The organism is Streptomyces agglomeratus (genome assembly GCF_001746415.1).
Lineage (GTDB): Bacteria > Actinomycetota > Actinomycetes > Streptomycetales > Streptomycetaceae > Streptomyces > Streptomyces agglomeratus.
Window position 1 is genome coordinate 2,401,495 of the sequence record NZ_MEHJ01000001.1, and the last position, 26,350, is coordinate 2,427,844.

Annotated in this window: 23 protein-coding genes; 9 read left to right on the top strand and 14 right to left on the bottom strand. The window is 71.1% G+C overall.

Annotated elements, in window-relative coordinates; translation table 11 throughout:
• Nucleotides 1-21 precede the first annotated feature (21 nt).
• The 6 genes from AS594_RS09975 to AS594_RS10000 all read right to left on the bottom strand — a co-directional run bounded on the left by AS594_RS09975 (nt 22) and on the right by AS594_RS10000 (nt 6,782).
• On the bottom strand, nt 22-828 hold the full coding sequence (locus tag AS594_RS09975) for an ABC transporter permease (RefSeq protein WP_069933138.1): 807 nt from the start codon (nt 826-828) through the stop codon (nt 22-24).
• Nucleotides 828-1,760, bottom strand: a complete 933-nt coding sequence (locus AS594_RS09980) for an ABC transporter permease (RefSeq protein ID WP_069926635.1) — start codon at nt 1,758-1,760, stop codon at nt 828-830. Before AS594_RS09980 ends, AS594_RS09975 begins: the two co-directional genes overlap by 1 nt.
• On the bottom strand, nt 1,757-2,908 hold the full coding sequence (locus AS594_RS09985) for an ABC transporter ATP-binding protein (protein ID WP_069926636.1): 1,152 nt from the start codon (nt 2,906-2,908) through the stop codon (nt 1,757-1,759). The genes AS594_RS09980 and AS594_RS09985 overlap by 4 nt, the downstream gene beginning before the upstream one ends.
• A 52-nt stretch (nt 2,909-2,960) precedes the next feature.
• The gene (locus tag AS594_RS09990; RefSeq protein WP_069933137.1) at nt 2,961-4,208 is read right to left on the bottom strand and encodes an ABC transporter substrate-binding protein; all 1,248 of its coding nucleotides are present in this window, start codon (nt 4,206-4,208) and stop codon (nt 2,961-2,963) included.
• Nucleotides 4,209-4,258: 50 nt separating this feature from the next.
• The gene (locus AS594_RS09995) at nt 4,259-5,773 is read right to left on the bottom strand and encodes a gamma-aminobutyraldehyde dehydrogenase (RefSeq protein ID WP_069926638.1); all 1,515 of its coding nucleotides are present in this window, start codon (nt 5,771-5,773) and stop codon (nt 4,259-4,261) included.
• 301 nt (nt 5,774-6,074) lie between these two features.
• Nucleotides 6,075-6,782, bottom strand: coding sequence for a DUF4190 domain-containing protein (locus tag AS594_RS10000; RefSeq protein ID WP_069933948.1), 708 nt, complete (start codon nt 6,780-6,782; stop codon nt 6,075-6,077).
• 108 nt (nt 6,783-6,890) lie between these two features.
• Between AS594_RS10000 and AS594_RS10005 the strand changes: the two genes are divergently transcribed.
• Nucleotides 6,891-7,916, top strand: a complete 1,026-nt coding sequence (locus AS594_RS10005; RefSeq protein ID WP_069926639.1) for an adenosine deaminase — start codon at nt 6,891-6,893, stop codon at nt 7,914-7,916.
• Nucleotides 7,917-7,959: 43 nt separating this feature from the next.
• Nucleotides 7,960-8,649: a glycerophosphodiester phosphodiesterase gene (locus AS594_RS10010; RefSeq protein ID WP_069926640.1), complete on the top strand. Its 690-nt coding sequence runs from the start codon at nt 7,960-7,962 to the stop codon at nt 8,647-8,649.
• A 27-nt stretch (nt 8,650-8,676) separates the two neighbouring features.
• Here the strand turns inward: AS594_RS10010 and AS594_RS10015 are convergent, their stop codons facing one another.
• Nucleotides 8,677-9,840, bottom strand: coding sequence for an ABC transporter substrate-binding protein (locus AS594_RS10015; RefSeq protein ID WP_176741113.1), 1,164 nt, complete (start codon nt 9,838-9,840; stop codon nt 8,677-8,679).
• A 105-nt stretch (nt 9,841-9,945) separates the two neighbouring features.
• Nucleotides 9,946-11,385 (bottom strand): gamma-aminobutyraldehyde dehydrogenase, encoded by a 1,440-nt coding sequence (locus AS594_RS10020; RefSeq protein ID WP_069926642.1) that lies wholly within the window; start codon nt 11,383-11,385, stop codon nt 9,946-9,948.
• Between the two features lie 163 nt (nt 11,386-11,548).
• Here AS594_RS10020 and AS594_RS10025 point away from each other — a divergent pair, with 163 nt between their 5' ends.
• The 5 genes from AS594_RS10025 to AS594_RS10045 all read left to right on the top strand — a co-directional run bounded on the left by AS594_RS10025 (nt 11,549) and on the right by AS594_RS10045 (nt 16,843).
• A complete protein-coding gene (locus AS594_RS10025) occupies nt 11,549-12,055 on the top strand; it encodes an Lrp/AsnC family transcriptional regulator (protein ID WP_069926643.1) in 507 nt (168 codons plus the stop codon).
• Nucleotides 12,040-13,419, top strand: a complete 1,380-nt coding sequence (locus AS594_RS10030) for an aspartate aminotransferase family protein (RefSeq protein WP_069926644.1) — start codon at nt 12,040-12,042, stop codon at nt 13,417-13,419. The genes AS594_RS10025 and AS594_RS10030 overlap by 16 nt, the downstream gene beginning before the upstream one ends.
• Before the next feature lie 253 nt (nt 13,420-13,672).
• The gene (locus AS594_RS10035; RefSeq protein WP_069930411.1) at nt 13,673-14,410 is read left to right on the top strand and encodes an ABC transporter ATP-binding protein; all 738 of its coding nucleotides are present in this window, start codon (nt 13,673-13,675) and stop codon (nt 14,408-14,410) included.
• Entirely contained in the window at nt 14,392-15,549 is a 1,158-nt protein-coding gene (locus AS594_RS10040) for a hypothetical protein (protein WP_069926645.1), read from the top strand. Before AS594_RS10035 ends, AS594_RS10040 begins: the two co-directional genes overlap by 19 nt.
• A gap of 169 nt (nt 15,550-15,718) precedes the next feature.
• A complete protein-coding gene (locus AS594_RS10045) occupies nt 15,719-16,843 on the top strand; it encodes an LOG family protein (RefSeq protein ID WP_069926646.1) in 1,125 nt (374 codons plus the stop codon).
• Here AS594_RS10045 and AS594_RS10050 read toward each other — a convergent pair.
• Both AS594_RS10050 and AS594_RS10055 read right to left on the bottom strand, forming a co-directional pair.
• Complete coding sequence (locus AS594_RS10050) at nt 16,778-17,956, bottom strand: glycosyltransferase family 4 protein (RefSeq protein WP_069926647.1); 1,179 nt, start codon at nt 17,954-17,956, stop codon at nt 16,778-16,780. The two genes, AS594_RS10045 and AS594_RS10050, sit on opposite strands and share 66 nt — an antisense overlap.
• Nucleotides 17,953-19,044, bottom strand: a complete 1,092-nt coding sequence (locus tag AS594_RS10055; protein ID WP_107393222.1) for a glycosyltransferase 87 family protein — start codon at nt 19,042-19,044, stop codon at nt 17,953-17,955. Before AS594_RS10055 ends, AS594_RS10050 begins: the two co-directional genes overlap by 4 nt.
• Before the next feature lie 142 nt (nt 19,045-19,186).
• Here AS594_RS10055 and AS594_RS10060 point away from each other — a divergent pair, with 142 nt between their 5' ends.
• A complete protein-coding gene (locus tag AS594_RS10060; RefSeq protein ID WP_069926649.1) occupies nt 19,187-20,371 on the top strand; it encodes a sensor histidine kinase in 1,185 nt (394 codons plus the stop codon).
• Entirely contained in the window at nt 20,365-21,030 is a 666-nt protein-coding gene (locus AS594_RS10065; RefSeq protein WP_069926650.1) for a response regulator, read from the top strand. The genes AS594_RS10060 and AS594_RS10065 overlap by 7 nt, the downstream gene beginning before the upstream one ends.
• 192 nt (nt 21,031-21,222) lie before the next feature.
• On the opposite strand, the gene AS594_RS10070 is transcribed toward AS594_RS10065, so the two are convergent.
• The 4 genes from AS594_RS10070 to rlmN form a co-directional block, all read right to left on the bottom strand.
• Nucleotides 21,223-22,248: an ABC transporter ATP-binding protein gene (locus tag AS594_RS10070; protein WP_069926651.1), complete on the bottom strand. Its 1,026-nt coding sequence runs from the start codon at nt 22,246-22,248 to the stop codon at nt 21,223-21,225.
• Complete coding sequence (locus tag AS594_RS10075; RefSeq protein ID WP_069930412.1) at nt 22,248-23,867, bottom strand: ABC transporter permease; 1,620 nt, start codon at nt 23,865-23,867, stop codon at nt 22,248-22,250. The genes AS594_RS10070 and AS594_RS10075 overlap by 1 nt, the downstream gene beginning before the upstream one ends.
• Before the next feature lie 53 nt (nt 23,868-23,920).
• Entirely contained in the window at nt 23,921-25,015 is a 1,095-nt protein-coding gene (locus AS594_RS10080; RefSeq protein WP_069926652.1) for a thiamine ABC transporter substrate-binding protein, read from the bottom strand.
• A gap of 218 nt (nt 25,016-25,233) precedes the next feature.
• The gene (gene rlmN / locus AS594_RS10085; RefSeq protein ID WP_069926653.1) at nt 25,234-26,340 is read right to left on the bottom strand and encodes a dual-specificity RNA methyltransferase RlmN; all 1,107 of its coding nucleotides are present in this window, start codon (nt 26,338-26,340) and stop codon (nt 25,234-25,236) included.
• Between the last annotated feature and the right edge of the window lie 10 nt (nt 26,341-26,350).

Below are 26,350 nucleotides of genomic sequence, written 5' to 3' on the forward strand. Positions count from 1 at the left end.
GGTTTCCAACTCCTTCAGGGCTTACTTGGGCTGTGCGTTGTTCTTTCGCCGGCTCGCGACGAGCTGGCCGCCGAGAACCGTCAGTACCGCGATGACGAACATCGCCGTGCCGATGACGTTGATCTGTACGGGCGTTCCGCGCTGCGCCGATCCCCACACGAACATGGGGAAGGTGACGGTGGAGCCCGCGTTGAAATTGGTGATGATGAAATCGTCGAAGGAAAGCGCGAAGGCGAGCAGCGCTCCCGCGGCGATTCCGGGTGCGGCGATCGGCAGGGTCACGCGCAGGAACGTCTGCACGGGCCCGGCGTAGAGATCGCGCGCGGCCTCTTCGAGCCGCGGATCCATCGACATCACGCGCGCCTTGACCGCCGTCACCACGAAGCTCAGGCAGAACATGATGTGCGCGATGAGGACGGTCCAGAAGCCCAGCTCGGCGCCCATGTTGAGGAAGAGCGTGAGCAGCGATGCGGCCATGACGACCTCAGGCATGGCCATCGGCAGGAAGATCAGCGAGTTGATCGCGCCACGCGCCCGGAAGCGGTAGCGGACCAGCGCGAAGGCGATCATCGTGCCGAGAACGGTCGCGCCGACCGTGGCCCAGGCCGCGATCTGGAGCGAGAGGGAGAGCGAGCCGCACAGGTCGGCGACGCCGCACGGGTCCTTCCACGCGTCCAGCGAGAACTCCTGCCAGGCGTAGTTGAAACGCCCCTTCGGATTGTTGAAGGAGAACACCATCACGACGATGTTCGGCAGGATCATGTAAGCGAGCGTCAGCAGCCCGGCGATGACGACGAGGTTGCGCCGTATCCAGTGGATGACCACCATCAGACCAGATCCTCCGTCCCCGACTTGCGGATGTACACGGTGACCATGGCCAGCACGATCGCCATCAGGATGAAGGACAGCGCGGCCGCCGTCGGATAGTCGAGCACCCGCAGGAACTGCGACTGGATGACGCTGCCGACCATTTTCGTGTCTGTCGAGCCGAGCAGTTCCGCGTTGACGTAGTCGCCGCTCGCGGGGATGAAGGTGAGCAGCGTTCCCGAGACCACACCCGGCATGGAGAGCGGGAAGGTCACCTTGCGGAAGGTGGTCGCCGGGGTGGCGTACAGGTCGCCGGCCGCCTCGTGGAGCCTGCCGTCGATGCGCTCCAGCGAGGTGTAGAGCGGCAGGATCATGAAGGGCAGGAAGTTGTACGTCAGACCGCAGACCACGGCCATCGGTGTGGCGAGCACCCGGCTGCCCTCGGTCCAGCCGAGCCAGCTCGTGACGTCCAGGACGTGCAGGGTGTTCAGTACGTCGACCACCGGGCCGCCGTCCGCGAGGATCGTCTTCCAGGCGAGCGTACGGATCAGGAAGCTGGTGAAGAACGGCGCGATGACCAGTACCAGCACCAGGTTCCGCCAGCGGCCCGCCTTGAAGGCGATCATGTACGCGAGCGGGTAGCCGAGCAGCAGGCACAGCAGGGTGGCGGTGCCGGCGTACAGCAGCGACCGTATGAACTGCGGGTAGTAGTCCTTCAGCGCGTCGAGGTACGTCTGGAAGTGCCAGGTGACCTCGAAGCCCTTCTCCAGCGAGCCGGTCTGGACCGAGGTCGACGCCTGGTAGACCATCGGCAGCGCGAAGAAGACGATCAGCCACAGGATGCCGGGCAGCAGCAGCCAGTACGGTACGAGCCGCTTGCGGGTGGATGCCTTGCGCGGGGCGGGCGGCTCCACCGGTGAGGGCGCCAGGGGCGGCGCGTCGGTGACGCTCACGCGCTCTCCTCCACCGTCTCCACGCCGGCGTCGATGTCCTGGTCGGCGTCCAGCCCGAACGTGTGGGCCGGGTTCCAGTGCAGGACGACCTCGGCGCCGGGTGTCAGCCGCGCGTCGCGCTCGATGTTCTGGACGTACACCTCGAAGTCCGAACAGGCCGGGCTGTCGACGATGTACTGGGTCGAGACGCCGATGAAGCTGGACGCCACGATCCGGCCGGTGATCCTGTTGCGGCCGTCCGCGATCGTGCCGGCGTCGTCGGCGTGCGCGACCGAGACCTTCTCCGGGCGTACGCCGACGAGCAGCTTTCCGCCGGCGCGGGGCTGCGAGGCGCACCGCTCGCCGGGGACGCGGAGCTTGGAGCCGCCGCAGGTGACCACAGTGTCCTCGCCCGCCGTCTCGACGACCTCGGCCTCGATGAGGTTGGACGTACCGAGGAAGTTGGCGACGAACGTCGTCTTCGGGTTCTCGTACAGGTCGGCGGGGGCGCCGAGCTGTTCGACGCGTCCGCCGTTCATCACCGCGACCTGGTCGGCCATGGTCATGGCCTCCTCCTGGTCGTGGGTGACGTGGACGAAGGTGATGCCGACCTCGGTCTGGATGCGCTTGAGCTCCAGCTGCATCTGGCGGCGCAGCTTGAGGTCGAGCGCTCCGAGCGGCTCGTCGAGGAGCAGCACCTGCGGGTGGTTGATGAGCGCGCGGGCGACGGCGACGCGCTGCTGCTGGCCGCCGGAGAGCTGGTGCGGCTTGCGGCCGGCGAAGGCGCCGAGCTGGACGAGGTCCAGCATGTCGTCGACCTGCTTCTTGTACGACTTGATGCCGCGCCGGCGCAGGCCGAAGGCGATGTTCTCGGCGACGTCCAGGTGCGGGAAGAGCGCGTAACTCTGGAAGACGGTGTTGACCGGGCGCTTGTACGGCTGGAGGTCGGTGACGTCCTTGTCGCCGAGGAAGACGGTGCCGGTGGTCGGGTCCTCCAGACCCGCGATCATCCGCAGGGTGGTCGTCTTGCCGCAGCCGGACGCGCCGAGCAGGGCGAAGAAGGAGCCCTGCGGAATGGTGAGGTCGAGCGGGTGTACGGCCGTGAAGGAGCCGTAGGTCTTGCTGATCCCGGAGAGGCGGACGTCGCCGCCTGCTGTCTTCTGCGTCATGGGGTGTGGTCCCAGGGTGGTGAGAGGGGGCGGAAGCGGACAGCGGCTCGGCTCAGGCGCCGATGAGCTTGGCGAACTTCTCCTCGTACGCCGTCTCTTCCTTGCTGCTGAGCGAGCGGAAGGCGTGGGACTTGGCGGCCATCGCCTTGTCGGGGAGGATCAGCGTGTTGGAGGCCATCGACTCGTCGATCTTCGCCAGCTCGTCGCGGACGCCCTCGACCGGGCACACGTAGTTGATGTACGCGGCGAGTTCGGCGGCGACGGGCGGCTCGTAGTAGTAGTCGATGAGCTTCTCGGCGTTGGTCTTGTGCCGCGCCCTGGCCGGGACCAGCAGGTTGTCGCTGGAGGTGATGTAGCCGGCCTCCGGGATGACGAACTTGATGTCCGGGTTGTCGGCCTGGAGCTGGATGACGTCACCGGCCCAGGCGAGACAGGCCGCGAGGTCTCCCTTGCTCAGGTCCGAGGTGTAGTCGTTGCCGGTGAAGCGGCGGATCTGCTTCTTGTCGACGGCCTTCTGGATCCGGGCGACGGTGGCGTCGAAGTCGTCGTCGCTGAACTTCCCCGGGTCCTTGCCCGAGTCGAGCAGCGTCATGCCGATCGAGTCGCGCATCTCGGAGAGGAAGCCGACCTTCCCCTTGAGGGAGGGGTCCTCCAGCATCTGGCTGACGGAGTCGACCTTCTTGCCGCCGGTCGCCTTGGAGTTGTACGCGATGACGGTGGAGATGCCGGTCCAGGGGTACGAGTAGGCCCGGCCCGGGTCCCAGTCGGGCGACCGGAACTGCGGGGACAGGTTGGCGAAGGCGTGCGGCAGGTTCGCCGGGTCGAGCTTCTGCGCCCAGCCGAGCCGGATGAGCCGGGCGGCCAGCCAGTCGGTGACGCAGATCAGGTCGCGGCCGGTGTCCTGACCGGCCGCGAGCTGCGGCTTGATCTTGCCGAAGAACTCGACGTTGTCGTTGATGTCCTCGGTGTACTTGACCGTGATCCCGGTGCGCCTGGTGAACGCCTCCAGGGTGGGCCGGCTCTTCTCGTCCTCGCTGACGTCCATGTACTCGGTCCAGTTGGAGAAGCTGAGCCGCTTCTCCTTGGCCGAGTGGTCGTCGGACGCCGGGGCGCCGCCTTCCCGCTTGGCGGGCGGGATGCCGCAGGCGCTCAGAGTGCCCAGGCCGCCGACCGCGAGCGCGCCCATGCCTGAGGCGCGCAGCAGGGAGCGGCGGGTGAGGGCGCCCCGGCCGCTCGTCGCGCTGCGTCGCATCGCGGCCACTTGGGCCGCGGACAGGCTGTCAGGCTCGTACTGCTCCATGCGCAAGTGCCCTTTCGGGTGGGTATGGCCGCTGGTCGTGCGGCGTAGCTCTATCGGTCCCCGAAGATCGTGCGGTGCCAGTCCTTGCGGGCGACCGCGGTGTTGTCGTACATCACGTGCTTGACCTGCGTGTACTCCTCGAAGGAGTACGCCGACATGTCCTTGCCGAAGCCACTGGCCTTGTAGCCTCCGTGCGGCATCTCGCTGATGATCGGAATGTGGTCGTTGACCCAGACGCAGCCCGCCTTGATCTCGCGGGTGGCGCGGTTCGCGCGGAACACGTCGCGGGTCCAGGCGGAGGCGGCGAGTCCGTACGGGGTGTCGTTCGCCAGCGCGATCCCTTCCTCGTCGGTGTCGAACGGCAGGACGACCAGGACCGGGCCGAAGATCTCGGCCTGGACGATCTCGCTGTCCTGCGGGGCGTCGGCGACGAGCGTCGGCCGGTAGTACGCGCCCTTGGCGAGGTCGCCGCCCGGCGCCTCGCCGCCGGCCACCACACGGGCGTACGCACGGGCCCGCTCGACGAAACCGGCGACCCGGTCGCGCTGGGCGTGGCTGATGAGCGGCCCGAGGTCGGTGGACGGGTCGAAGGGGTCACCGAGCCGGACGCCGTCCATCAGCTCGGCGACGCCGGCGACGAACGCGTCGTACAGCGGGCGCTGCACGTAGGCGCGGGTGGCGGCCGTGCAGTCCTGCCCGGTGTTGATGAGCGAGCCGGCCACCGCGCCGTGCACGGCGGCTTCGAGGTCCGCGTCGTCGAAGACCACGAAGGGCGCCTTGCCGCCGAGCTCCAGGTGGAGGCGCTTGACGGTGGAGGTGGCGATCTCGGCCACGCGCTTGCCGACGGCCGTGGAGCCGGTGAAGGACGTCATGACGACGTCCGGGTGCCCGACGAGGTGCTCGCCCACGTCCTTGCCTGCGCCGGTGACGATGTTGACGACGCCGTCCGGGATGCCGGCCTCCTTCGCCGCCTGCGCGAACATGATCGACGTCAGCGGAGTGATCTCGGCGGGCTTGAGGACGATGGTGTTGCCCGCGGCGATCGCCGGCAGGACCTTCCACGCGGCCATCTGGAGGGGGTAGTTCCAGGGGGCGATGGAACCTACGACACCGATCGGCTCCCGGCGCACGTACGAGGTGTGGTCCCCGGAGTACTCACCGGCCGACTTGCCTTCGAGGTGCCGGGCCGCACCCGCGAAGAACGCGGTGTTGTCGACACTGCCGGGCACGTCGAACTCGGTCGACAGCTTGATGGGCTTGCCGCACTGGAGCGACTCGACGTACGCGAAGTCGTCCGCCTGCTCGGCGAGGACGGCGGCGAAGCGGTGCATCGCGTCGGAGCGCTCGCCGGGTGTCGTGGCGGCCCACCCGGGGAACGCCTCGCGCGCGGCGGCGACGGCGGCGTCCACGTCGGCGGTGGAGGCCAGCTCGTACTCATAGACCTTCTCGCCGGTCGCGGGGTCCACGACGGCGTGTCTCCGTCCCGAGGTTCCTGCCCGCAGCCGTCCGCCGATGTACTGCGCACCGTCCGCGAATCGGTCCTGCACCGGGAAGCGGTTGACCATGAGGCACTCCGTAGCTCCAGCTGGATTTGAGTGCCGATCCTGACAGAGGCACTGATCACCAACAAGGGATTCCGTTGTTGCCTTTTGGTTACGCGACGGAATCGGTCGACCATGTGTCGAGGTGAGCGGGAAATACGGGACGGAGTGTCCGTGGCGTACGCGGGACCGTCGTGGCATGACCTGCGCTCGCAGCGAATGCGCAGGTGAGAGGGGGGGAATCCACCGTTCCGAAAGCCCCGTGGACCCCCGGTCGGCGACCGGGGGTCCACGGGGAGGACGCTGGGGCCGGGAGGGCCGGGGTCTAACCGCGGACGGGCACCTCGACCACGAGTGACGAGTGCGCGTACGGGTCGTACTCGGAATCGAGGTCGTTGTCGTTCTCCGACTGGACGATCGCCCAGACGACGAACCCGATGAACGCCGCGCTGAGCACGAAGCCGGCGATGCCGAGGATGATCCCGGCCAGCGCCATGCCGCTGTTCGTCGCCTCCCCGCGCTCGACCCGCTTGCGGCCCAGGATGCCGAAGATCAGCGCCAGAACGCCCAGGATGATTCCGAGCCCGTAGGCGCAGAAGAACGTGACGGAGATGATGCCCAGCACCATCGCGGTGATGCCGTAGCCGTTGGCCGGGGCGGGGACCTGCTGTCCCGTCCAGGCCGCCGGGCCGCCGTAGCCGGGGTATCCGGGGTAGCCGCCGGTGTTGTACGGAGCCTGCGGCTGCGGGTTCGCGTACGCCGGGTATCCGTACTGGCCAGGGGTGGTCTGTGCCGGTGCGGCCGGAGGCGGCGGCACCGCCCCGCCCTGCCCGGGAGCCCCGCCCGCGCCGGGACCGAAGCCCGGCGCCGGTTCGGCGGCCGGCATCGAGGTGACGGTCTGCTGGTCGTGCACCGGGGGCCGTCCGGCCGGCTTGTCCAGCGGCACCTTCTGCGCCGGCTGCTCGGGCGGTGCCCAGGGGTCCCGCGGTTGCTCGGGCGGCGGGCCCGAGGGGTGGTTCGCGTTGTCTGCCATGTGCTCCCCCATCGTGGTTCCGCCATGCTACGGCCTGCGTTACGGCCCGTACCGCCCGCCTGCGATGATCCTTGAACCCGCTCCAGCCGCCCTACACCGGAGGATCCGATGACCGATCTGCACCCCTTCATCGCAGGGCTGCCCAAGGCCGAACTGCATGTGCACCACGTCGGATCCGCCTCCCCCCGCATCGTCGCCGAACTGGCCGCCCGCCACCCCGACTCCAAGGTCCCCACCGACCCGGAGGCGCTCGTCGACTACTTCACGTTCACCGACTTCGCGCACTTCATCGACGTGTACCTGTCCGTCGTCGACCTCATCCGCACCCCGGAGGACGTCCGGCTGCTGACGTACGAGGTCGCCCGCGACATGGCCCGGCAGAACATCCGGTACGCCGAGCTGACCCTCACCCCGTTCAGCTCCACCCGCCGCGGCATCGACGAGAAAGCCTTCATGGAGGCGATCGAGGACGCCCGCAAGGCGGCGGAGACCGAGCTCGGCACCGTCCTGCGCTGGTGCTTCGACATCCCGGGCGAGGCGGGCCTGGAGGCGGCGGCGGAAACGGCGAGGCTGGCCGTCGACCTGCGCCCCGAGGGTCTGGTGTCGTTCGGGCTCGGCGGCCCGGAGATCGGCGTACCGCGTCCCCAGTTCAAGCCGTACTTCGACCGTGCGATCGCGGCCGGGCTGCACTCCGTCCCGCACGCCGGTGAGACGACCGGCCCCGAGACCGTCTGGGACGCGCTGAACCACCTGGGCGCCGAGCGCATCGGCCACGGCACCAGCTCCGTCAAGGACCCCGCGCTGTTGGCCCACCTCGCCGAGCACCGCATCGCGCTCGAGGTCTGCCCGACCTCCAACATCGCGACCCGGGCGGTGGCCACGCTGGACGAGCACCCCTTGCGGGAGATGGTGGCGGCGGGCGTACTGGTCACCATCAACAGCGACGACCCGCCGATGTTCGGCACCGACCTGAACAGCGAGTACGGGGTGGCTGCCCGCCTCCTCGGCCTCGACGAGCGCGGCGTCGCCGACCTCGCCAAGAACGCCGTGGAGGCGTCGTTCCTCGACCCGGCGGGCAAGGCGCGGATCGCCGCCGAGATCGACACGTACACGGCGAACTGGCTTGCCCGGTAAAGAGCACCGAGTGACGACTGCGCCGGCAACGGAGAATGGGGCCATGCGTACCGTCACTGCCGTGGCTCACCGCGGCGACCCGTACCGGGTCCGTGAGAACACCCTCGCCTCGCTACGCTCCGCGGTGGAGCGGGGCGCGGACGCCGTCGAGATCGACGTCCGGCTGACCCGCGACGGTGTCCCCGTCCTGCTCCACGACGACTCGCTCAAGCGTCTGTGGGGCCACGAGCGGCTGCTCGCTCACCTCACCCGGGACGACCTGCGCGACCTCACCGCAGGCGGGGTCCCGACCTTGCGCGAGGCCCTGGACACCCTCGGCGACGGCCACCGGGTCATGATCGACCTGCCCGGCGCAACGGCCGAGGCGGTACGCACCGTGGTCGGCGTCGTCCACGAGAGCGGGGCCTCGGAGCGCGCGTACTACTGCGGGGGCACCTCCGCCATGCTCGACGTACGCGCCACCGACCCCGGCGCCGAGATCGCCATGACCTGGACGACCCTCACCCCGCCCCGCCCGACGCTGCTCGACGCGATGAAGCCGCGCTGGCTCAACTACCGCTTCGGGCTGGTCAGCCGGGACCTCACGGACCGGGTGCACCGGGACGGGCTGCTGGTCTCCGCGTGGACCGCCGACACCGGGCGCACCATGCGCCGCCTGATCGACCGGGGCGTCGACTCCATCACCACCAACCGCGTGGACACGTTGCACGGCATCCTGCGGCGCACGCGCTGACGCGGCCGGCCCCGGGGAAGCGCGGCCCTACAGCCCGACGATCGCGTTCCACTTCTTCGCGAAGCCGGCCCGCTCCTGCGCCGTGATGTCCCGCGCGATCGCCAGCCGTCGGCGCATCGCGTCGTCCGGGAAGATCAGCGGGTCCTCGGCGAGTGCGGCGGTCTCCTCGTCCTTCGCGGAGGCCAGGATGTCGCGCGCGGCCGGCACGGGGCAGACGTAGTTGACCCAGGCCGCCAGTTCCGCCGCGACCTCGGGCTCGTAGTAGTGGTCGACGAGCTTCTCGGCGTTGCGCTTGTGGCGGGCGAGGTTGGGGATCATCAGGCTCTCGGCCCACAGCTCCGCCCCCTCCTCCGGCACCACGAACTCGATGTCGGGGTTGTCCGCCCGGAGCTGGATGACGTCGCCCGAGTACGCCTGGCAGGCCAGTACGTCGCCGCTCGCGAGGTCCTTGATGTAGTCGTTGCCGGTGAAGCGCCTGATGTGTCCGCGGGCGACCAGCTTCTCCATCTGCTCGCACATCGCGTGGAAGTCGTCGGCGGTCCAGCGCGTGACGTCGGCTCCCTCGCCCTGCATCAGCAGCGCGAAGCTCTCGTCGAGACCCGAGAAGAGCGTCACCTTGCCCCGCAGGTCGTCGGCCCACAGCTGGGTGGTGGAGCGGATGTCGTGGCCGAGCTTCCTGCGGTTGTACGCGATGCCGGTGATCCCGGACTGCCAGGGCACGGAGTGCCGCCGCCCCGCGTCGAAGGCGGGGGTACGCAGTTGCGGATCGAGGTACTTGGCGACGTTCGGCTGCTTCGCCCGGTCCATTTCCTGCACCCAGCCCAGGCGGACGAACCGGGCGGCCATCCAGTCGCTGATGACGACCAGGTCGCGTCCGGTCTCCTGGTGGTTCATCAGCGAGGGGCTGATCTTCCCGAAGAACTCGTCGTTGTCGTTGATCTCCTCGGTGTAGCGGACGGATATCCCGGTCCGCTCGGTGAAGGCGTCGAGGGTGGGCCGCCGCGACGCGTTCTCGTCGTCGGTGTCGATGTAGAGCGGCCAGTTGGCGAAGTGGAGGCTGTGGTCGCGCTCCGACCGGTCCTCGGCGGCCCGGTCGCCCGGTTCGACGTACGCGGCGGGCACCCCGCACCCGGCGAGCGCGCCCAGCGCGCCCGCTGTCCCTAGTCCCCGGAGCAGCGTACGGCGCGACACTCGACCACGACCAAGATCACTCATGGCGCCCACTCTCGTCCCGCGCACGAAAGGCGGGCAATAGACAGTGTGTCTATTGCCCACCCTTGGGGAACAGCGTCCTGATCAGCCCTCGATCGAGGTCATGACGTGCTTGATGCGCGTGTAGTCCTCGAAGCCGTACGCCGAGAGGTCCTTGCCGTAACCGGACTTCTTGAAGCCGCCGTGCGGCATCTCCGCGACGAGCGGGATGTGGGTGTTGATCCACACACAGCCGAAGTCGAGGTTCTTGGACATGCGCATCGCGCGCGCGTGGTCCTTGGTCCACACCGAGGACGCCAGCGCGTACTCGACGCCGTTGGCCCACTCCAGGGCCTGCGCCTCGTCCGTGAAGGACTGGACGGTGATGACGGGGCCGAAGACCTCGTTCTGGATGATCTCGTCGTCCTGCTTGAGGCCGGAGACGACGGTGGGGGCGTAGAAGTAGCCCTTGTCGCCGACCTGCTGGCCGCCCGCCTCGACCTTGGCGTGCGCCGGGAGGCGGTCGATGAAGCCGCTGACCTGCTTGAGCTGGTTGGCGTTGTTCAGCGGGCCGTAGAGCACGTCCTCGTCGTCCGGCTGCCCGGTCTTCGTGTCCTGCGCGGCCTTGGCCAGCGCGGTCACGAACTCGTCGTGGATCGACTCCTGTACGAGGACGCGGGTCGCGGCCGTACAGTCCTGGCCGGCGTTGAAGAAGCCCGCGAGGGAGATGTCCTCGACGGCCTTGGCGATGTCGGTGTCGTCGAAGACGACGACCGGCGCCTTGCCGCCGAGCTCCAGGTGGACGCGCTTGACGTCCTTGGCGGCGGACTCGGCGACCTGCATGCCGGCCCGTACGGAACCGGTGATGGAGGCCATCGCCGGTACCGGGTGCTCGACCATCGCGCGGCCGGTGTCACGGTCGCCGCAGACGACGTTGAAGACGCCCTTGGGGACGATGCTGCCGATGATCTCGGCCATCAGGACGGTCGACGCGGGCGTCGTGTCCGAGGGCTTGAGGACCACGGTGTTGCCCGCGGCGAGCGCCGGGGCGAACTTCCACACGGCCATCATCATCGGGTAGTTCCACGGCGCGACCTGCGCGCAGACGCCGACCGGCTCGCGGCGGACGATGGAGGTCAGACCCTCCATGTACTCGCCGGCCGAGCGGCCTTCGAGCAGCCGCGCCGCACCCGCGAAGAAGCGGATCTGGTCAACCATGGGCGGCAGTTCCTCGGTCCGCGTGAGACCGAGCGGCTTGCCCGTGTTCTCGGACTCGGCCGCGATGAGTTCCTCGGCGCGCTCCTCGAAGGCGTCCGCGATCTTGAGCAGCGCCTTCTGGCGCTCGGCGGGCGTGGTGTCGCGCCAGGCCGGGAAGGCGCGGGCGGCGGCCGCCATGGCGGCGTCGACGTCCTCCTGGCCGGAGAGCGGCGAGGTGGCGTACACGTCGCCTGTGGCCGGGTTGACCACGTCGATGGTCCGCCCGTCGGCGGCTTCGCGGAACTCTCCGTCGATGTAGTTGCGCAGGCGGCGCAGTTCGGTGGTCACAGCCACCCCTCCCTGTCAGATGTCCGATTGCTGAGATGCCCACCCTAGTCGCTCAGGTGCCGCTTTCGACATACCCGCCCACCCGGAACTTCGGATTCAGCAAGATCTGGAGCTGCAAACAACGAATTTCATCGGTTTGGGGTTGCGGAACAGTCGAGACGTCGTGCACAGTGAAGTCGTGGCCAGTAGAAGCACAGATTCCAGAACCGGGAACGGCGCGTCCCCAACGGTCGACGCCGTCTCTCTGGCGATCATCGAGCAGCTCCAGGAGGACGGCCGCCGTCCCTACGCCGCCATCGGCAAGGCCGTCGGCCTCTCCGAGGCGGCCGTGCGCCAGCGCGTACAGAAGCTGCTCGACCAGGGCGTGATGCAGATCGTCGCCGTCACCGACCCGCTCACCGTGGGATTCCGGCGGCAGGCCATGGTCGGCATCAACGTCGAGGGCGACCTCGACCCCGTCGCCGAAGCGCTGACTGCCATGGCCGAATGCGAGTACGTGGTGATGACCGCGGGCTCCTTCGACCTCATGGTGGAGATCGTCTGCGAGGACGACGACCACCTGCTCGAAGTGATCAACCGACGGATCCGGACGCTCCCCGGCGTGCGATCCACCGAGAGCTTCGTCTACCTCAAGCTGAAGAAGCAGACCTATATGTGGGGAACCCGATAGTCGTGAGCCAGGACCTCTCCAAGACCGCGTACGACCACCTGTGGATGCATTTCACCCGCATGTCGTCCTACGAGAACGCACCCGTGCCCACCATCGTGCGTGGTGAGGGCACCTACATCTACGACGACAAGGGCAAGAAGTACCTCGACGGTCTCTCCGGCCTGTTCGTGGTCAACGCCGGTCACGGCCGGCACGAGCTCGCCGAGACCGCGTACAAGCAGGCGCAGGAGCTGGCCTTCTTCCCGATCTGGTCGTACGCGCACCCCAAGGCCGTGGAGCTGGCCGAGCGCCTCGCGAACTACGCGCCGGGCGACCTCAACAAGGTCTTCTTCACCACCGGCGGCGGCGAGGCGGTCGAGACCGCGTGGAAGCTGGCGAAGCAGTACCACAAGCTCACCGGCAACCACACGAAGTACAAGGTGATCTCCCGCGCGGTGGCCTACCACGGCACCCCGCAGGGCGCCCTGTCCATCACCGGTCTGCCGGCCCTCAAGGCCCCCTTCGAGCCGCTCGTACCGGGCGCGCACAAGGTCCCGAACACCAACATCTACCGCGCGCCGATCCACGGCGACGACCCGGTCGCCTTCGGCCGCTGGGCCGCCGACCAGATCGAGCAGGAGATCCTCTTCGAGGGCCCCGAGACCGTCGCGGCCGTCTTCCTGGAGCCGGTGCAGAACGCCGGTGGCTGTTTCCCGCCGCCGCCCGGGTACTTCCAGCGGGTCCGCGAGATCTGCGACAAGTACGACGTGCTGCTCGTCTCGGACGAGGTCATCTGCGCCTTCGGCCGCCTCGGCACGATGTTCGCCTGCGACAAGTTCGACTACGTGCCGGACATGATCACCTGCGCCAAGGGCATGACGTCGGGCTACTCCCCGATCGGCGCGTGCATCATCTCGGACCGTCTCGCCGAGCCGTTCTACAAGGGTGACAACACCTTCCTGCACGGCTACACCTTCGGTGGCCACCCGGTCTCCGCGGCGGTCGGCTGCACGAACCTCGACATCTTCGAGCGCGAGGGCCTCAACCAGCACGTTCTCGACAACGAGGACGCGTTCCACTCGACACTGAAGAAGCTCAACGACCTGCCGATCGTCGGCGACGTCCGCGGCAACGGCTTCTTCTACGGCATCGAGCTGGTGAAGGACAAGGCCACGAAGGAGACCTTCACGGACGAGGAGACGGAGCGCGTGCTCTACGGCTTCCTCTCCAAGGCCCTCTTCGAGAACGGTCTGTACTGCCGCGCCGACGACCGTGGCGACCCGGTCGTCCAGCTCGCGCCGCCGCTGATCTCCACCCAGGAGACCTTCGACGAGATCGAGGGCATCCTGCGCCAGGTGCTCACGGAGGCCTGGACCAAGCTCTGATCAAGAGCTTCAGGTCGAGGTCCGGCGGTCACGGTCCGGGCTTGCTCTGATCGTATGACCCCATCGCGGCCCGGATTCGCCCGTTCGAGTGAGAACGGACGTATCCGGGCCGCGCGCTTGCCACGCCACCCCGTCTCGCGTCCTTACGGTGCAGTGACCGATCGGCCCCGTCTTCGTTCCCCCATACGGGGGACGGGATATCTGCTGTGACACTCAAGACGCGCTGTGAGACTCAAGACGTGAGGTGTACGCCATGGTGGCCCCGCCCGACAACGATGTGCTGTGGGCACGCTCCCTGCACTACTCCCACAGCGGCTCCCCCGCCCTCACCGGCGTCTCGCTCGGTGTGCGCGAGGGCGAGATCCTCGCCGTCAGCGGTCCGCGCGGCAGCGGTAAGACGACCCTCCTGCGGTGCCTCTCCGGCCGGCTCGTCCCCCAGCAGGGCGAGGTGTGGTTCAACAGCACGCCCGTGCACACCATGCCCGCCGCTCTGCGCGAGCGGCTGCGCCGCGACCGGTTCGGCTGGGTCGGACCCGAGCCCGCGCTCGTACCGGAACTGAAGGCATGGGAGAACGCCGCCCTCCCCCTCCTCCTGCACGGTGCCTCCCACCGCGCCGCCAAGAAGGCCGCGATGGAGTGGCTGGAACGGCTCGACATCGGCATGATCGCCCGCAAGCGCCCGGCCGCTCTCCTCCAGTCCCAGCGCCAGCGGGTCGCGGTGGCCCGCGCCCTCGTCACCACCCCCTCGGTGATCTTCGCGGACGAGCCGACGGCGCCGCTGCACCGCACGGACCGGGCGCAGGTGCTGCGCACGCTCACCACGGCGGCCCGCTCCCACCGGATCACGGTGCTGCTGGCCACGCACGACGCGGAGGTGGCGACGCTCGCGGACCGTACGCTGACGCTGCTCGACGGGCGCCGCGTGAACTCCGTACAGCCGGACGGCGCCGACGACGCGGAAGGCCGGGCCGCGTGCTCGCTCTCCGTCTAGCCCGCGGCGCCCACCCGCTGGTCCTGCTGCGCAGGCTGCTGGTCGCGGCGGCGTCGGGCGGCGTGGGTTTCCTCCTCCTGTGCACCCTGGGGTACGCGCTGGGCCACCCCGAGGAGTCCACCGGCTCCGTGCGGCGGCTGCTCTGGTGCCTGCCCCCGCTGGCGGCCACGGTCTACTTCGCGGTGATGGTGGCCCGTACCGACCCCGGTACGAACGCCCCGCGCGCGGGGCTCTCCGCGGTGGGCCTGGGCCCGGTCCGCCTGGCGGCGCTGGCCGCGGTCTCCACGGCGGTCTCGTGCACGCTCGGCAGCGCGTTCGCCCTCCTCTTCTTCCTCCACCTGCGCGGAGACCTGTCCGGGCTGCCGTTCGACGGTGCGGGCGCGGAGCTGCTGGCCGCGGGGCAGCCGCTGCCGGTGGCGGGCGTGCTGACCCTGCTGTGCGTGGTACCGGTCACGGCGGCGGCCGCGTGCGCCCTGGCGCTGCGGCCCCGCGCCGCCGGGCGCCCGGACGACCCGGCCGTCGGCCCCGCGGCCCCCTCCGGCCTGCCGTGGGGCGTGGCCCTGGTCGCGGCGGGCCTCGCGGTCGAGACGTACACGAGCCGCGGCAGGCCGGGCGAGCCGCTGACGCTGCCGGGCCGGCTGGACGCGGTTCCGGCCGGAATCCTGGCCGGCTGGGCGCTCACCGCCGTCGGCCTGGCCCTGGCAGGTCCCGGCCTGACGTACCTCTCCGGCCGCCTCCTGCAATCCGTACGCCCGGGCGCGGTGCGGCTCCTGGCAGGCCGTGTCCTGATGGACGAAGCCCGCCGCATCGGCCACCCGCTGGGTGTGGTCTGTGCCGTGGCGTCGGCGGCGATCGCGGCCACGACCCTGTACGACACCGGTTCCGCCCCCGCCCGCTTCGGTCCCCTCACGGGCCTGGGCGTGGCGCTGGTGCTGACCTGCACGGCCGCCACGCTGCTGATGTCGGCCCTGGAGGCGAAGCAGTCCCGCGCCGCGGCCAGGGAAGCGCTGCTGGGCCTGGGCGCCCCGCGGCAGACCCTGCGTACGGCGGCGGCCCTCAGGGCGGCTTCCGTCCTCACGGTCTTCACCCCGGTGACCCTCGCACTGGCGGCGCTGGCGGCTTTCCCGCTCACGAGCTGACGGGCTGCGGGCCGGGGACCCGGGCGGCCCCGCCGCCGACGACTCGACGGCTCAACGGCTCGACGACTCCGGACAACCCGGCCGCCGGCCCACCCGCACCGCCCGGCGGGGTCCGGCCGTGCGGGGGCCGCCGCCCCGCGCCCCGGCGCGTACCGCCTAGCATCTTCGCGTGCCTGAACTCACCGACCGCGCCCAAGACCCCGCCCACGACCGCGAGATCGAAACCCTCGCCGAGTTCGACGAGGCCGTCGCCCGCGGCTCCCTCGGCGGCTGCCGCGTCCAGGCCGTCGACCTGACGGCCCGCACCCCGGACCTGCTCGCCGTCGACAACTCCGGCGCCGTGTTCCTCGGCTGTCCCATGCACCCCGACGGACTCGCCAAGGCCCGCGCGGACGGCGCGCTCGTCTTCCCGCCCGTCCCCGACCTGCCGTTCGACCCGTACCGGGGGCTGCTCTACACCGCCGACGCCCTCTTCGAGCACCTGGACCAGGGGTACGACGCCACGCCCGACGCCCTGGCGTACGCCTGGTTCCAGCGCACCAGGGCCGACGGTGACATATTCGCCTCGATGCTCCGCTCCATCCACGACGACGCCGTCTCCGACGCCCTCGACGAGCACCTCGCGGGCGCGCGGGTCGTGGGCGTCATGGGCGGCCACGCCATGGCCCGCGGCACCAGCGCCTACGCGGGCGCGGCCCGCCTCGGCCGTACGCTCGCCCGCGGCGGCGCGACCGTGGCGACCGGCGGCGGCCCCGGCGCGATGGAGGCGGCGAACCTCGGCGCGTACATGGCCCCCTTCCAGGACGACTCCGCGCTCGACGAGGCGGTCGAGCTCCTCGCCAAGACCCCCTCCTTCACCCCGTCCGTCACCGACTGGGCCCGCGCCGCCTTCGACGTGCGCGAGCGCTGGCCCTCCGGAGGCGACTCCGTCGGCCTGCCCACCTGGTTCTACGGTCACGAGCCGCCGAACGCCTTCGCCGGCCACATCGCCAAGTACTTCGCCAACGCCACCCGCGAGGACGGGCTCCTCGCGCGCTGCAACGGTGGCGTCGTGTTCCTGCCCGGCGCGGCCGGGACGGTCCAGGAGATCTTCGACAACGCGACCCCCAACTACTACGAGTCGCGCGGCGAACCGACCCCCATGGTCCTCGTCAACCGCGCCCACTGGACCGAGAGGCTCCCCACCTGGCCTCTCCTCCAGTCCCTCGCCGAGGGCCGCCCGATGGAGTCACGCATCGCCCTGGTCGACACCGTCGGAGAGGCCCCGGCGGCGCTGGCCCGGCTGGCCGTCTAGCAACGCGACGAGCCGCTCGTACGACCGGTCCCAGCTCCACTCCGTACGGACCCGTTCCCGTCCCTTCTCGCCCATCGCCCGGGCGAGAAGGGGGTCGGTGAGCATCCGCACCAGCCGGTCGGCGACCGCCGCGCCGGACCGCCCGTCGACGACGTACCCCGTCTCGCCGTCCCGTACGGTGTCCGGCGCACCGCCCGAGTCGCCCACCAGGACCGGCAGCCCGCTCGCCGCCGCTTCCAGGAACACGATCCCGAGCCCCTCCACCTCCAGTCCGCGCCTGCGCGTGCGGCAGGGCATCGCGAAGACGTCGGCGGCGGCGTAGAAGGACGGCATGGCGCCGTGCGGGTGGCCGCCCGCGAAGACGACGCGGTCGGCGACCCGGCACGCGGCGGCCAGCCGGCGCAGCCGGCGCTCGTACGGGCCGTCGCCCACCAGCAGCAGCACGGCGTCCGGCACCGCGCGCCGCACCTCGCCCAGCGCCCTGATCAGCGTGTCCTGCCCCTTGCGGGCGACGAGCCGCGCGGCGCAGAGGATCACCGGCCGGTCCCCGAGGCCGTACCGCTGGCGCACAGGCGCCGCGTTGAGGCCGGGCCGGAAGACGCCGGTGTCGACGCCCGGCACGAGCCGCTCCAGTCGCGCGCCCGGTCCCATCGCGGCCGCGATCGGGGCGCGCGTGCTCGCCCCGAGGTACGTCACCGTGTCGGCCCGCGCCCCGACCCGCCGCAGGAGCCCGCGCGCGCCGGGCGTGCGCGCCCACCACACCTCGTGGCCGTGCGTCGTGGCGACGGCGGTCCGTATGCCCGTCCCGCCGCGCAGCCGCAGCGCCATCAGTCCGAGCGGCGCGGCGGCCCCGAACCACACCCGGTCGCAGCCGTAGCGCCGGGCTATCGCGGCCGACCGGGCGGCGGTCCGCCGGGTCGGGAGCAGCGTCCGCACGGGCGCGCGGACGACGGGGTACGGGAGCGTCGCGTCGTACGCCTCCCAGCCCGGCTCGCGCGAGGTGTGGACCACGACGCCGTCGGCGGGGAAGCGGCTGGTCATGGCGTGTACGAAGGTTTCGATGCCGCCCTGCCTGGGCGGGAAGTCGTTGGTGACGACGAGGGTCCGGGTCATGAGATGGCCTTTCGCGGGACGGGGGCCGGGCGCGCTCCGCACCGGGGCAGCGCCCAGAGCACCAGCGGGTAGACGAGGTAGCCGAAGCGGGTGGCCGGCATCAGGGACATGGCGAGCCCGAGGCCGAGCGCGAGGCGGTCCGCGGCGGCGCGGACGGTGAAGGGCGGCCGTACGCACAGCGAGAGGGCCAGCAGCAGGGCGCTCACCGCGAGCAGCGACAGGGCGATCACCGTGCCGCCGGGCACGTACGCGGCGAGGAGGTGACCGGGCAGCGGGCTGGCGGCGGGCGAGGCGGCCGCACCGAGGCCGAGCGGGAAGGCGACGACGTTGGCGTGGAAGCCGCCGGGATCCGCGAGGAGGAACGGCACGACGGCCACCGCCCCGGTCCCCAGCGCCACGGCGGCGAACCGCCCCGCCGGCCGCCCCCCGCTCCGTACGGCGAGCAGCGCGCAGGCGACCGCGAGCGCGGGCCACGCCGTCCACTTGAGCGCGGCGGCCACGCCGAGCACCAGTCCCGCCTGCCAGGACCGGCGCCGCCCGGCCAGCACCGTCCCCAGGCACATCAGGCCGACGACGGGCAGGTCCGTACCGCCCACGCACAGGGGCATGGCGACGACCGGGCACGCGACCAGCCACGCCGTCCGCCCGCTGCGGCCCGCCGCCGCGGCAAGCGCCCCGGCGAAGACCGCGCCCGTCCACCAGCGAGCGTCGCCGGGCAGCAGACCGAACACCGCCATGCCCGGCAGGTACGGGTTGAAGTCGGCGACGGCGGAGGGGGCGGGGAGGTACGGGCCGCCGGTCGCCGCGAGCCGGTCCCCCGCCCGTTCCACGACGGCCACTTCGAGCTGCGCGAGCCCGGTGGCGAGGAGCACGCCGAGCGGCAGCACCACCGCGCCGGCGACGGCCACCGCCCTGGAGGCGGTGAACGCGGCGGCGGCGTACCCGAGCGCGGCGGTCAGGCCCCACACCCGGTGGGGCGCGAGGTCCGACAGCGCGGCGAGCGCGAGCGCGGCGGCGGCGCACGCGGCCCACAGCCCGCGCTCACGCCGGACGGACGGTATGCGCACCGGGACACGGAGATCACTCATGCCGGGCAACGCTAGGAATCCCCCGGCTCCGGGGCGTCACACGGGAATCCGATCCCCGCCGTCAACCCGTGGCATGACACGGCCGGCCCGGCTCAACCCGTGCGGTGACGCGGTCCGCCCGCCGCATCCGAAGAATGGGGGCATGAGTTCGTCCGCCCGGCGGCGCTTTCGCGCGTGGATCGCCGCCCCCTCCTACCCGTGGATCACCGGTGGCGCGCTGACGGCCGGCGCGGTCGTGGAGCTGTTCGCCTACCCCGGCTCGGTGACGATCGCGGTGGGCGTGCTGCTCTCCGCCGCTTCGCTGATGTGGCGGCGCTCCTGCCCGCCCGTCGCCGTACTCACCGTCGCCGCGGGCCTGGTGGCCTTCGCGGCCGGCAGCAGCCTCTACATCTGCACCATCGTCAGCGGACTCGCCGGCTTCTACACACTGGGCCGCCACCGCGTGCACCACCCGGCGATCCTCCTCGCGGGCGGTGTGCTGGGTTCCCTCGCCGTGAACCTGGCGCACATCGCCGACTGGTCCCGGCAGGACGACCTGCCGGTCCCGGCCCTCGGCGGCCCCGGTTCGCTGGGGCTCTTCGCCGAGGCGTTCGTCCTGTCGGTGGTGCTGCTGGGGGCCGTGTCGATGGGGGACGCGGTACGGTCCCGGGAGGAGACCCGGCGCGAACGCGGCCTCGCACAGGCCCAGTTGATTGCGATGGAGCGGCGGCAGGCCGCCGAGGCGGAACGCGCGGCGATCGCCCGTGAGCTGCACGACATCGTCTCCCACTCGGTGTCGATGATCGCGGTGCAGGCGGAGAGCGCGACGTACACCACCCCGGGGCTCACGCCCGAGGCCCGCGACGGCTTCCAGCAGATCGCCTCCACCGCCCGCTCCTCGATGGCGGAACTGCGCCGCCTCCTCGGCGTACTGCGCACAGGGCAGCAGGACGGCCCCGCCCTCACCGCGCCCCAGCCGACCCTCGCCCACCTCCCCGAACTGCTCGACCAGCACCGGGCGGTGGGCGGCCGGGCCGAGCTCGAGATCACCGGCGAGCAGGTCGCGCTGCCCGCCGCGTGGGAGCTTTCGGCGTACCGCATCGTGCAGGAGGCGCTGACCAACGCGCGCAAGCACGCGCCGGGCGCCCGTACGGTGGTGGAGATCGATTACGGCGCCGGCCGACTGGGCCTGCGGATAGGCGACGACGGCCCGGGCCCCGCCGCGCCGGTCCTGGCCGGCCACGGCCTGACCGGGATGCGCGAGCGGGCGGCGCTGGTGGGCGGCCGGCTGAGCGCGGGGCCCGGCCCGGACGGCGGATTCGTGGTGGAGGGGGAGCTGCCTTGGTGATCAGGGCGATGGTGGCGGACGATCAGGCGGTCGTCCGTACGGGCTTCGTGAGCCTGCTCGGCACGCAGGACGACATCGAGGTGGTGGGCGAGGCCGAGGACGGCGCGCAGGCGGTCAGGGTCGCCGCCGAGACCCGCCCGGACCTGGCGCTGCTCGACATCCGGATGCCGCACAAGAACGGCATCGAGGCCGCCCGCGAGATCCTCGCCGCCTCGGACGGCGCGACGAAGGTGCTGATGCTGACGACCTTCGGTCTGGACGAGTACGTGTACGAGGCGCTGGCCGCCGGGGCGGGCGGCTTCCTGCTCAAGGACGCGACGTTCCCCGAACTCCTGCACGCGGTGCGGGTGGTGGCGGCCGGGAACGCGCTCCTGTCGCCCGAGATCACCAAACGGCTCATCGGGCAGTTCATCAGCGCGCGGTCCGCCGCGCGGCCGGTGCGCACGGTCGAGGACCTGACGGCGCGGGAGGTGGAGGTGCTGGTGCTGATCGCGCAGGGCCTGTCGAACGCGGACATCGCCGGGCGGCTGACGATCACGGATCACACGGTGAAGACCCACATCAACCGGCTCTTCGCGAAGATGGGCCTGAGGGACCGGGCCCAGGCGGTCATCCTGGCGTACGAACTGGGCCTGGTCCGGCCGGGCACACAGCCCTGACACCGGGGCCGGACCGGAGGACGTCGCACCTCGAAGCGGTACGAAGGCCCCGCGCCGGTGCGTGTCGCCGACGTCCGGCACCCCCGGTCCCGGCGCCGTCCGTGACCCCCGCGCCGACCGCGTCCGGCCCGTGCGGCGTTTGAGCGCCGGGGCCCGGGGCAGCCCCGGACAACCCGCCGCCCCGCTCCTGCCTCAGCCCTCCGCCCCCAGCACCACGACCTCGTCCGCCGCGAAGGCGACCCCCACCCGCGCACCCACCTCCGGCGCGTCGCGCAGCGCGCACTCCGCCTCCAGCGCCGGGCCTCCCGACGGCCGCAGCAGCAGGGTCACGTGGTGGCCCCGGAACGTACGCGCCGTCACCGCGCACGGCAGCCCCTCGGCGGCCGGCACGAGCCTGACGCCCGCCGGCCGGACCAGCAGGCGCGCCTCCCCGTGCGGCGTATCCGCCGGGACGGGCACCTTGCCCCACACCGTGTCGGCCGCCTCGCCGCCGACCGTCGCCGCCACGACGTTGTCGAAGCCCAGGAAGCGCGCGACGAACTCGGAGGCCGGCCGTCGCCAGACCTCCAGCGGCGTACCGCTCTGCGCGATCCGCCCGTCCCGCATGACGACGACCCGGTCGGCGAGCGCGAAGGCCTCGCCCTGGTCGTGCGTGACGGCCAGCACGGTCGTGCCCAGCCGCCCGAACAGCTGCCGCAGCTCCACCACCAGACGCTCGCGCAACCCCCGGTCCAGCTGCCCCAGCGGCTCGTCGAGCATCAGCAGCTTCGGCTCGGGGGCGAGCGCCCGCGCCAGCGCGACCCGCTGCTGCTCACCGCCCGACAGGGTGCTGATCGCCCGCCGCCCGGCGCCCGGCAGGCCCACCATCTCCAGCAGTTCGGCGACCCGGCGCGCCTGATCGGCCTTCCCCACGCCCCGCATCCGCAGCCCGAACGCGACGTTCCCCCCGACGTCCCGCTGCGGGAACAGCTGGTGGTCCTGGAACATCAGCCCGACGCCCCGCCGGTGCACCGGCACCCCGCGCTGGTCGCGCCCGTCCAGCAGCACCCTCCCGGCGTCCGCCGCCTGGAGCCCGGCGACGACCCGCAGCAGCGTGGACTTCCCGCTGCCGCTCGGCCCGAGCACGCACACGATCTCGTGCTCGGCGACCTCCAGGTCCACGTCGTCGAGCGCGGCCCGCTTCCCGAACCGTACGGTCGCCCCGTCCAGCCTCAGCATCAGAACTCCCCGGAGCCGGATCGGTCGGGACGCATACGTTCGAGAACGAGCAGCGCCACCGCGCACACCACCATCAGAATCGTGCTCAAAGCCATCGCCTGCCCGTAGTTCAAGTCCCCCGCGCGCCCCAGCAGCCGCGCGACGGCCACCGGCAGCGTCGGGTTGTCGGGCCGCGCGATGAAGACCGTCGCGCCGAACTCGCCCAGCGATACGGCGAAGGCGAACCCGGCGGCGACCAGCAGCGCCCGCCGCACCATCGGCAGGTCGACCTCCCGCCACACCCGCAGCGGCGAGGCACCGAGCACCGCCGCCGCCTCGCGCAGCCGCTCGTCGACCGCCCGCAGTACGGGCAGCATCGTCCGTACGACGAAGGGCACGCCCACCAGCGCCTGCGCCAGGGGCACCAGGATCCACGACGTCCGCAGATCCAGCGGCGGCTCGTCGAGGGTGATGAGGAAACCGAAGCCCACCGTCACCGCCGACACCCCCAGCGGCAGCATCAGCAGCGCGTCGAAACCGCGCACCAGCCGTCCCGCCCGCCGGGTCAGCGCCGCCGCCGCGAGCCCGCCGACGACCAGCGCGATCGCGGTCGCGGCCAGGGCGTACTCCAGCGAGTTCCACACCGCTTCCAGGGGCGGTACGAGGAAGGTCCCCCCGCTCGCGCCCGCCGACTGAAGTGCCCGGTAGTACCCGAGGCCGTAACCGTCGGGACCGTCCAGCGACCGCTCGACGAGCACCCCGAGCGGCACCAGGATCAGCGCCGCCACCGTGGCCAGTACTCCGCCGAGCAGCGCCCACTGCCCCACCCCGCGCGGCTTGCGCGCGGTCCGCGACGGGTCGACCAGCTTCAGGGCGCTCTCCCGGCGCCGTACCGTCCACGCGTGTACGGCGAGGATCGCGCCGACCGCCGCGAACTGCACCAGCGTCAGCACGGCCGCCGTCGGCAGGTCCAGGAACTGGGCGGTCTGCCGGTAGATCTCCACCTCCAGGGTGGAGTACGCCGGCCCGCCGAGGATCTGCACGACACCGAACGAGGTGAACGTGAACAGGAAGACCATCAGCGCGGCGGCGGCCACGGCCGGCACCAGCGCCGGCAGCGTCACCCGCCGCCAGGCGGCGAACCGCCCGGCGCCGAGCACCCGCGCCGCCTCCTCCTGGCGCGGGTCGAGCTGCGACCACAGGCCGCCGACGGTCCGCACCACCACGGCGTAGTTGAAGAAGACGTGCGCGAGGAGGATCGCCCACACGCTGGTGTCGAGCCGTACGCCCCACAGCTCGTCCAGCAGCCCGCCCCGCCCGAGCAGCGCCAGGAAAGCGGTCCCGACGACCACCGTCGGCAGCACGAACGGCACGGTGACCACGGCGCGCAGCAGCTGCTTGCCGGGGAAGTCGAGCCGGGCGAAGACGTACGCCGCGGGAAGCGCGATCAGCAGCGTCAGCCCCGTCGAGGCGAGGGCCTGCCACGTGGTGAACCACAGCACGCCGCGGATGTCCGGATCGCCGAGCACCTCGCCGATCCGGCCGAACTGCCAGACGCCGTCCACGGTGAGCCCGCGGCCGGTGATCGCGGCCACGGGGTAGGCGAAGAACACCGCGAAGAACGCGACGGGCACGGCCATCAGGCCGAGCCGCACCGCGCTCCCGCGCGTGCTCCTCGTGTGCGGTGCCTTCGTTACTTCAGGACGAGCGAGGACCACGACTTGACCCACTGCTCACGCTGGTCGGCGATCTTCTCCGGGGCCACGGTCTGCGGCTTGTCGACGACCACGCCGTGCTTCGTGAACAGCTCGGGCAGCTTCGCGTCCTTGATCACCGGGTTGACGAACATGTTCAGCGGCATGTCCTCCTGGAACTTCTTCCCGATGAGGAAGTCGATGAGGGCCTTGCCGCCCTCCTCGTTCTTCGCCCCGGTCAGCAGCCCCGCGAACTCGGTCTGCCGGAAGCACGTGCCGGTCGCGACACCGGTCGGCGCCTCCTTGGGCTGCGGCTCGGCGTACAGCACCTCGACGGGCGGGCTGGAGGCGTACGAGACGACGAGCGGCCGGTCCGCCTTGGCCTTCTTGCCGCCGGCGGAGCCGGAGAACTCCTCGTTGTACGCCTGCTCCCAGCCGTCGACGACCTTGACGCCGTTGGCCCGGAGCTTCTTCCAGTAGCTCTCCCAGCCGTCGTCGCCGTACTGCCCGACCGTGCCGAGCAGGAAGCCGAGGCCGGGCGAGGAGGTGCCGGCGTTCTCGGTGACGAGGAGGTTCTTGTACGCCGGCTTGATCAGGTCGTCGAAGGACTTCGGCGGCGCGAGCTTCTTGTCGGCGAAGTACTTCTTGTCGTAGTTGACGCAGATGTCACCGGTGTCGACCGGCGTGACGCGGTGCTTGTCGCCGTCGAGCCGGACGCCCTCCGGTATCGCGCCGAGCCCCTCGGCCTCGTACGGCGTGAAGATGCCGTTGTCCAGGGCCCGCGAGAGCAGCGTGTTGTCGACGCCGAAGAAGACGTCGCCGCGCGGGGAGCCCTTGGTGAGGATCTCCTGGTTGAGGGCGGCGCCCGCGTCCCCGCTCTTGAGGACCTTGACGGTGTAGCCGGTCTCCTTGGTGAACGCCTTCAGCACGGCTTCGGACGCGTTGAACGAATCGTGGCTGACCAGCGTGACGGTCTTGGACTTCTTGCCGTCGCCGGAGCCGGAGTCGCCCTTGTCGCCCCCGCACGCGGCGAGCGTGGAGACGCCGAGCGCGGCGGCCAGCGCGGTGGCCGCGAACTTCTTGGTGGTGCTCACTGAATTCCTCCTGGGATGGGACATTCCAGGAAGAGACGCGGCCCTGCCCGCGGAAAACGGGCAGGGCGCAACAGCTCGAGTAGTGACCGAACTTCCTACCCAGAATGACCTGGGCAAGGTTCAGAGGGTCTGCGGCGTACCGCACTCTCAGCGCTGTGGCGCTCCCCTGTCGGAATATGCAAATGTGCGGCCCACGTTACACGGGCCCTCCCACCGGCCTAGCGCTCGGTCGCCGCCAGCTGCCCGCAGGCTCCGTCGATCTCCTGGCCACGGGTGTCCCGTACGGTCACGGGCACGCCGTGAGCGGCGATCGCCTCGACGAACGCCTTCTCGTCCTCGGGGCGGGAGGCGGTCCACTTCGAGCCCGGGGTCGGGTTCAGCGGGATGAGGTTGACGTGCACCCGCTTGCCCTTGAGGAGGCGGCCGAGCAGGTCGCCGCGCCATGCCTGGTCGTTGATGTCGCGGATGAGCGCGTACTCGATGGAGATGCGGCGCCCGGACTTCTCTGCGTACTCCCAGGCCGCGTCCAGGACCTCCCGCACCTTCCAGCGCGTGTTGACCGGCACGAGGGTGTCGCGCAGCTCGTCGTCCGGGGCGTGCAGCGAGACGGCGAGGCGGCACTTGAAGCCCTCGTCGGCGAAGCGCAGCATCGCGGGGACCAGGCCGACCGTCGACACGGTGATGCCGCGCTGCGACAGCCCGAGGCCGTCGGGCTCCGGGTCGGTGAGCCGGCGGATGGCACCGACGACGCGCTTGTAGTTGGCGAGCGGCTCGCCCATGCCCATGAAGACGATGTTTGACAGCCGCGCGGGGCCGCCCGGGACCTCGCCGTCGCGCAGGGCGCGCATGCCGTCCACGATCTGGTGCACGATCTCGGCGGTCGACAGGTTGCGGTCGAGACCGGCCTGTCCGGTCGCGCAGAACGGGCAGTTCATGCCGCACCCGGCCTGCGACGAGATGCACATGGTGACCCGGTCCGGGTAACGCATCAGGACGGACTCGACGAGCGTCCCGTCGTGCATCTTCCACAGGGTCTTGCGGGTGGTGTCGTCGTCACAGCTGACGTGGCGCAGCACGGTCATCAGCTCGGGCAACAGCTCCGCCCGGAGCTTGTCGCGCGAGCCGGCGGGGATGTCGGTCCACTCCGCCGGGTCGTGCGCGTACCGCGCGAAGTAGTGCTGCGACAGCTGCTTGGCGCGAAACGGCTTCTCACCGATGGCGGCCACGGCCTCGCGGCGCTCGGCAGGCGTGAGGTCGGCGAGGTGCCGCGGGGGCTTCTTGGCTCCGCGCGGCGCGACGAAAGTGAGTTCTCCAGGTACAGGCATGGTTCTTCCA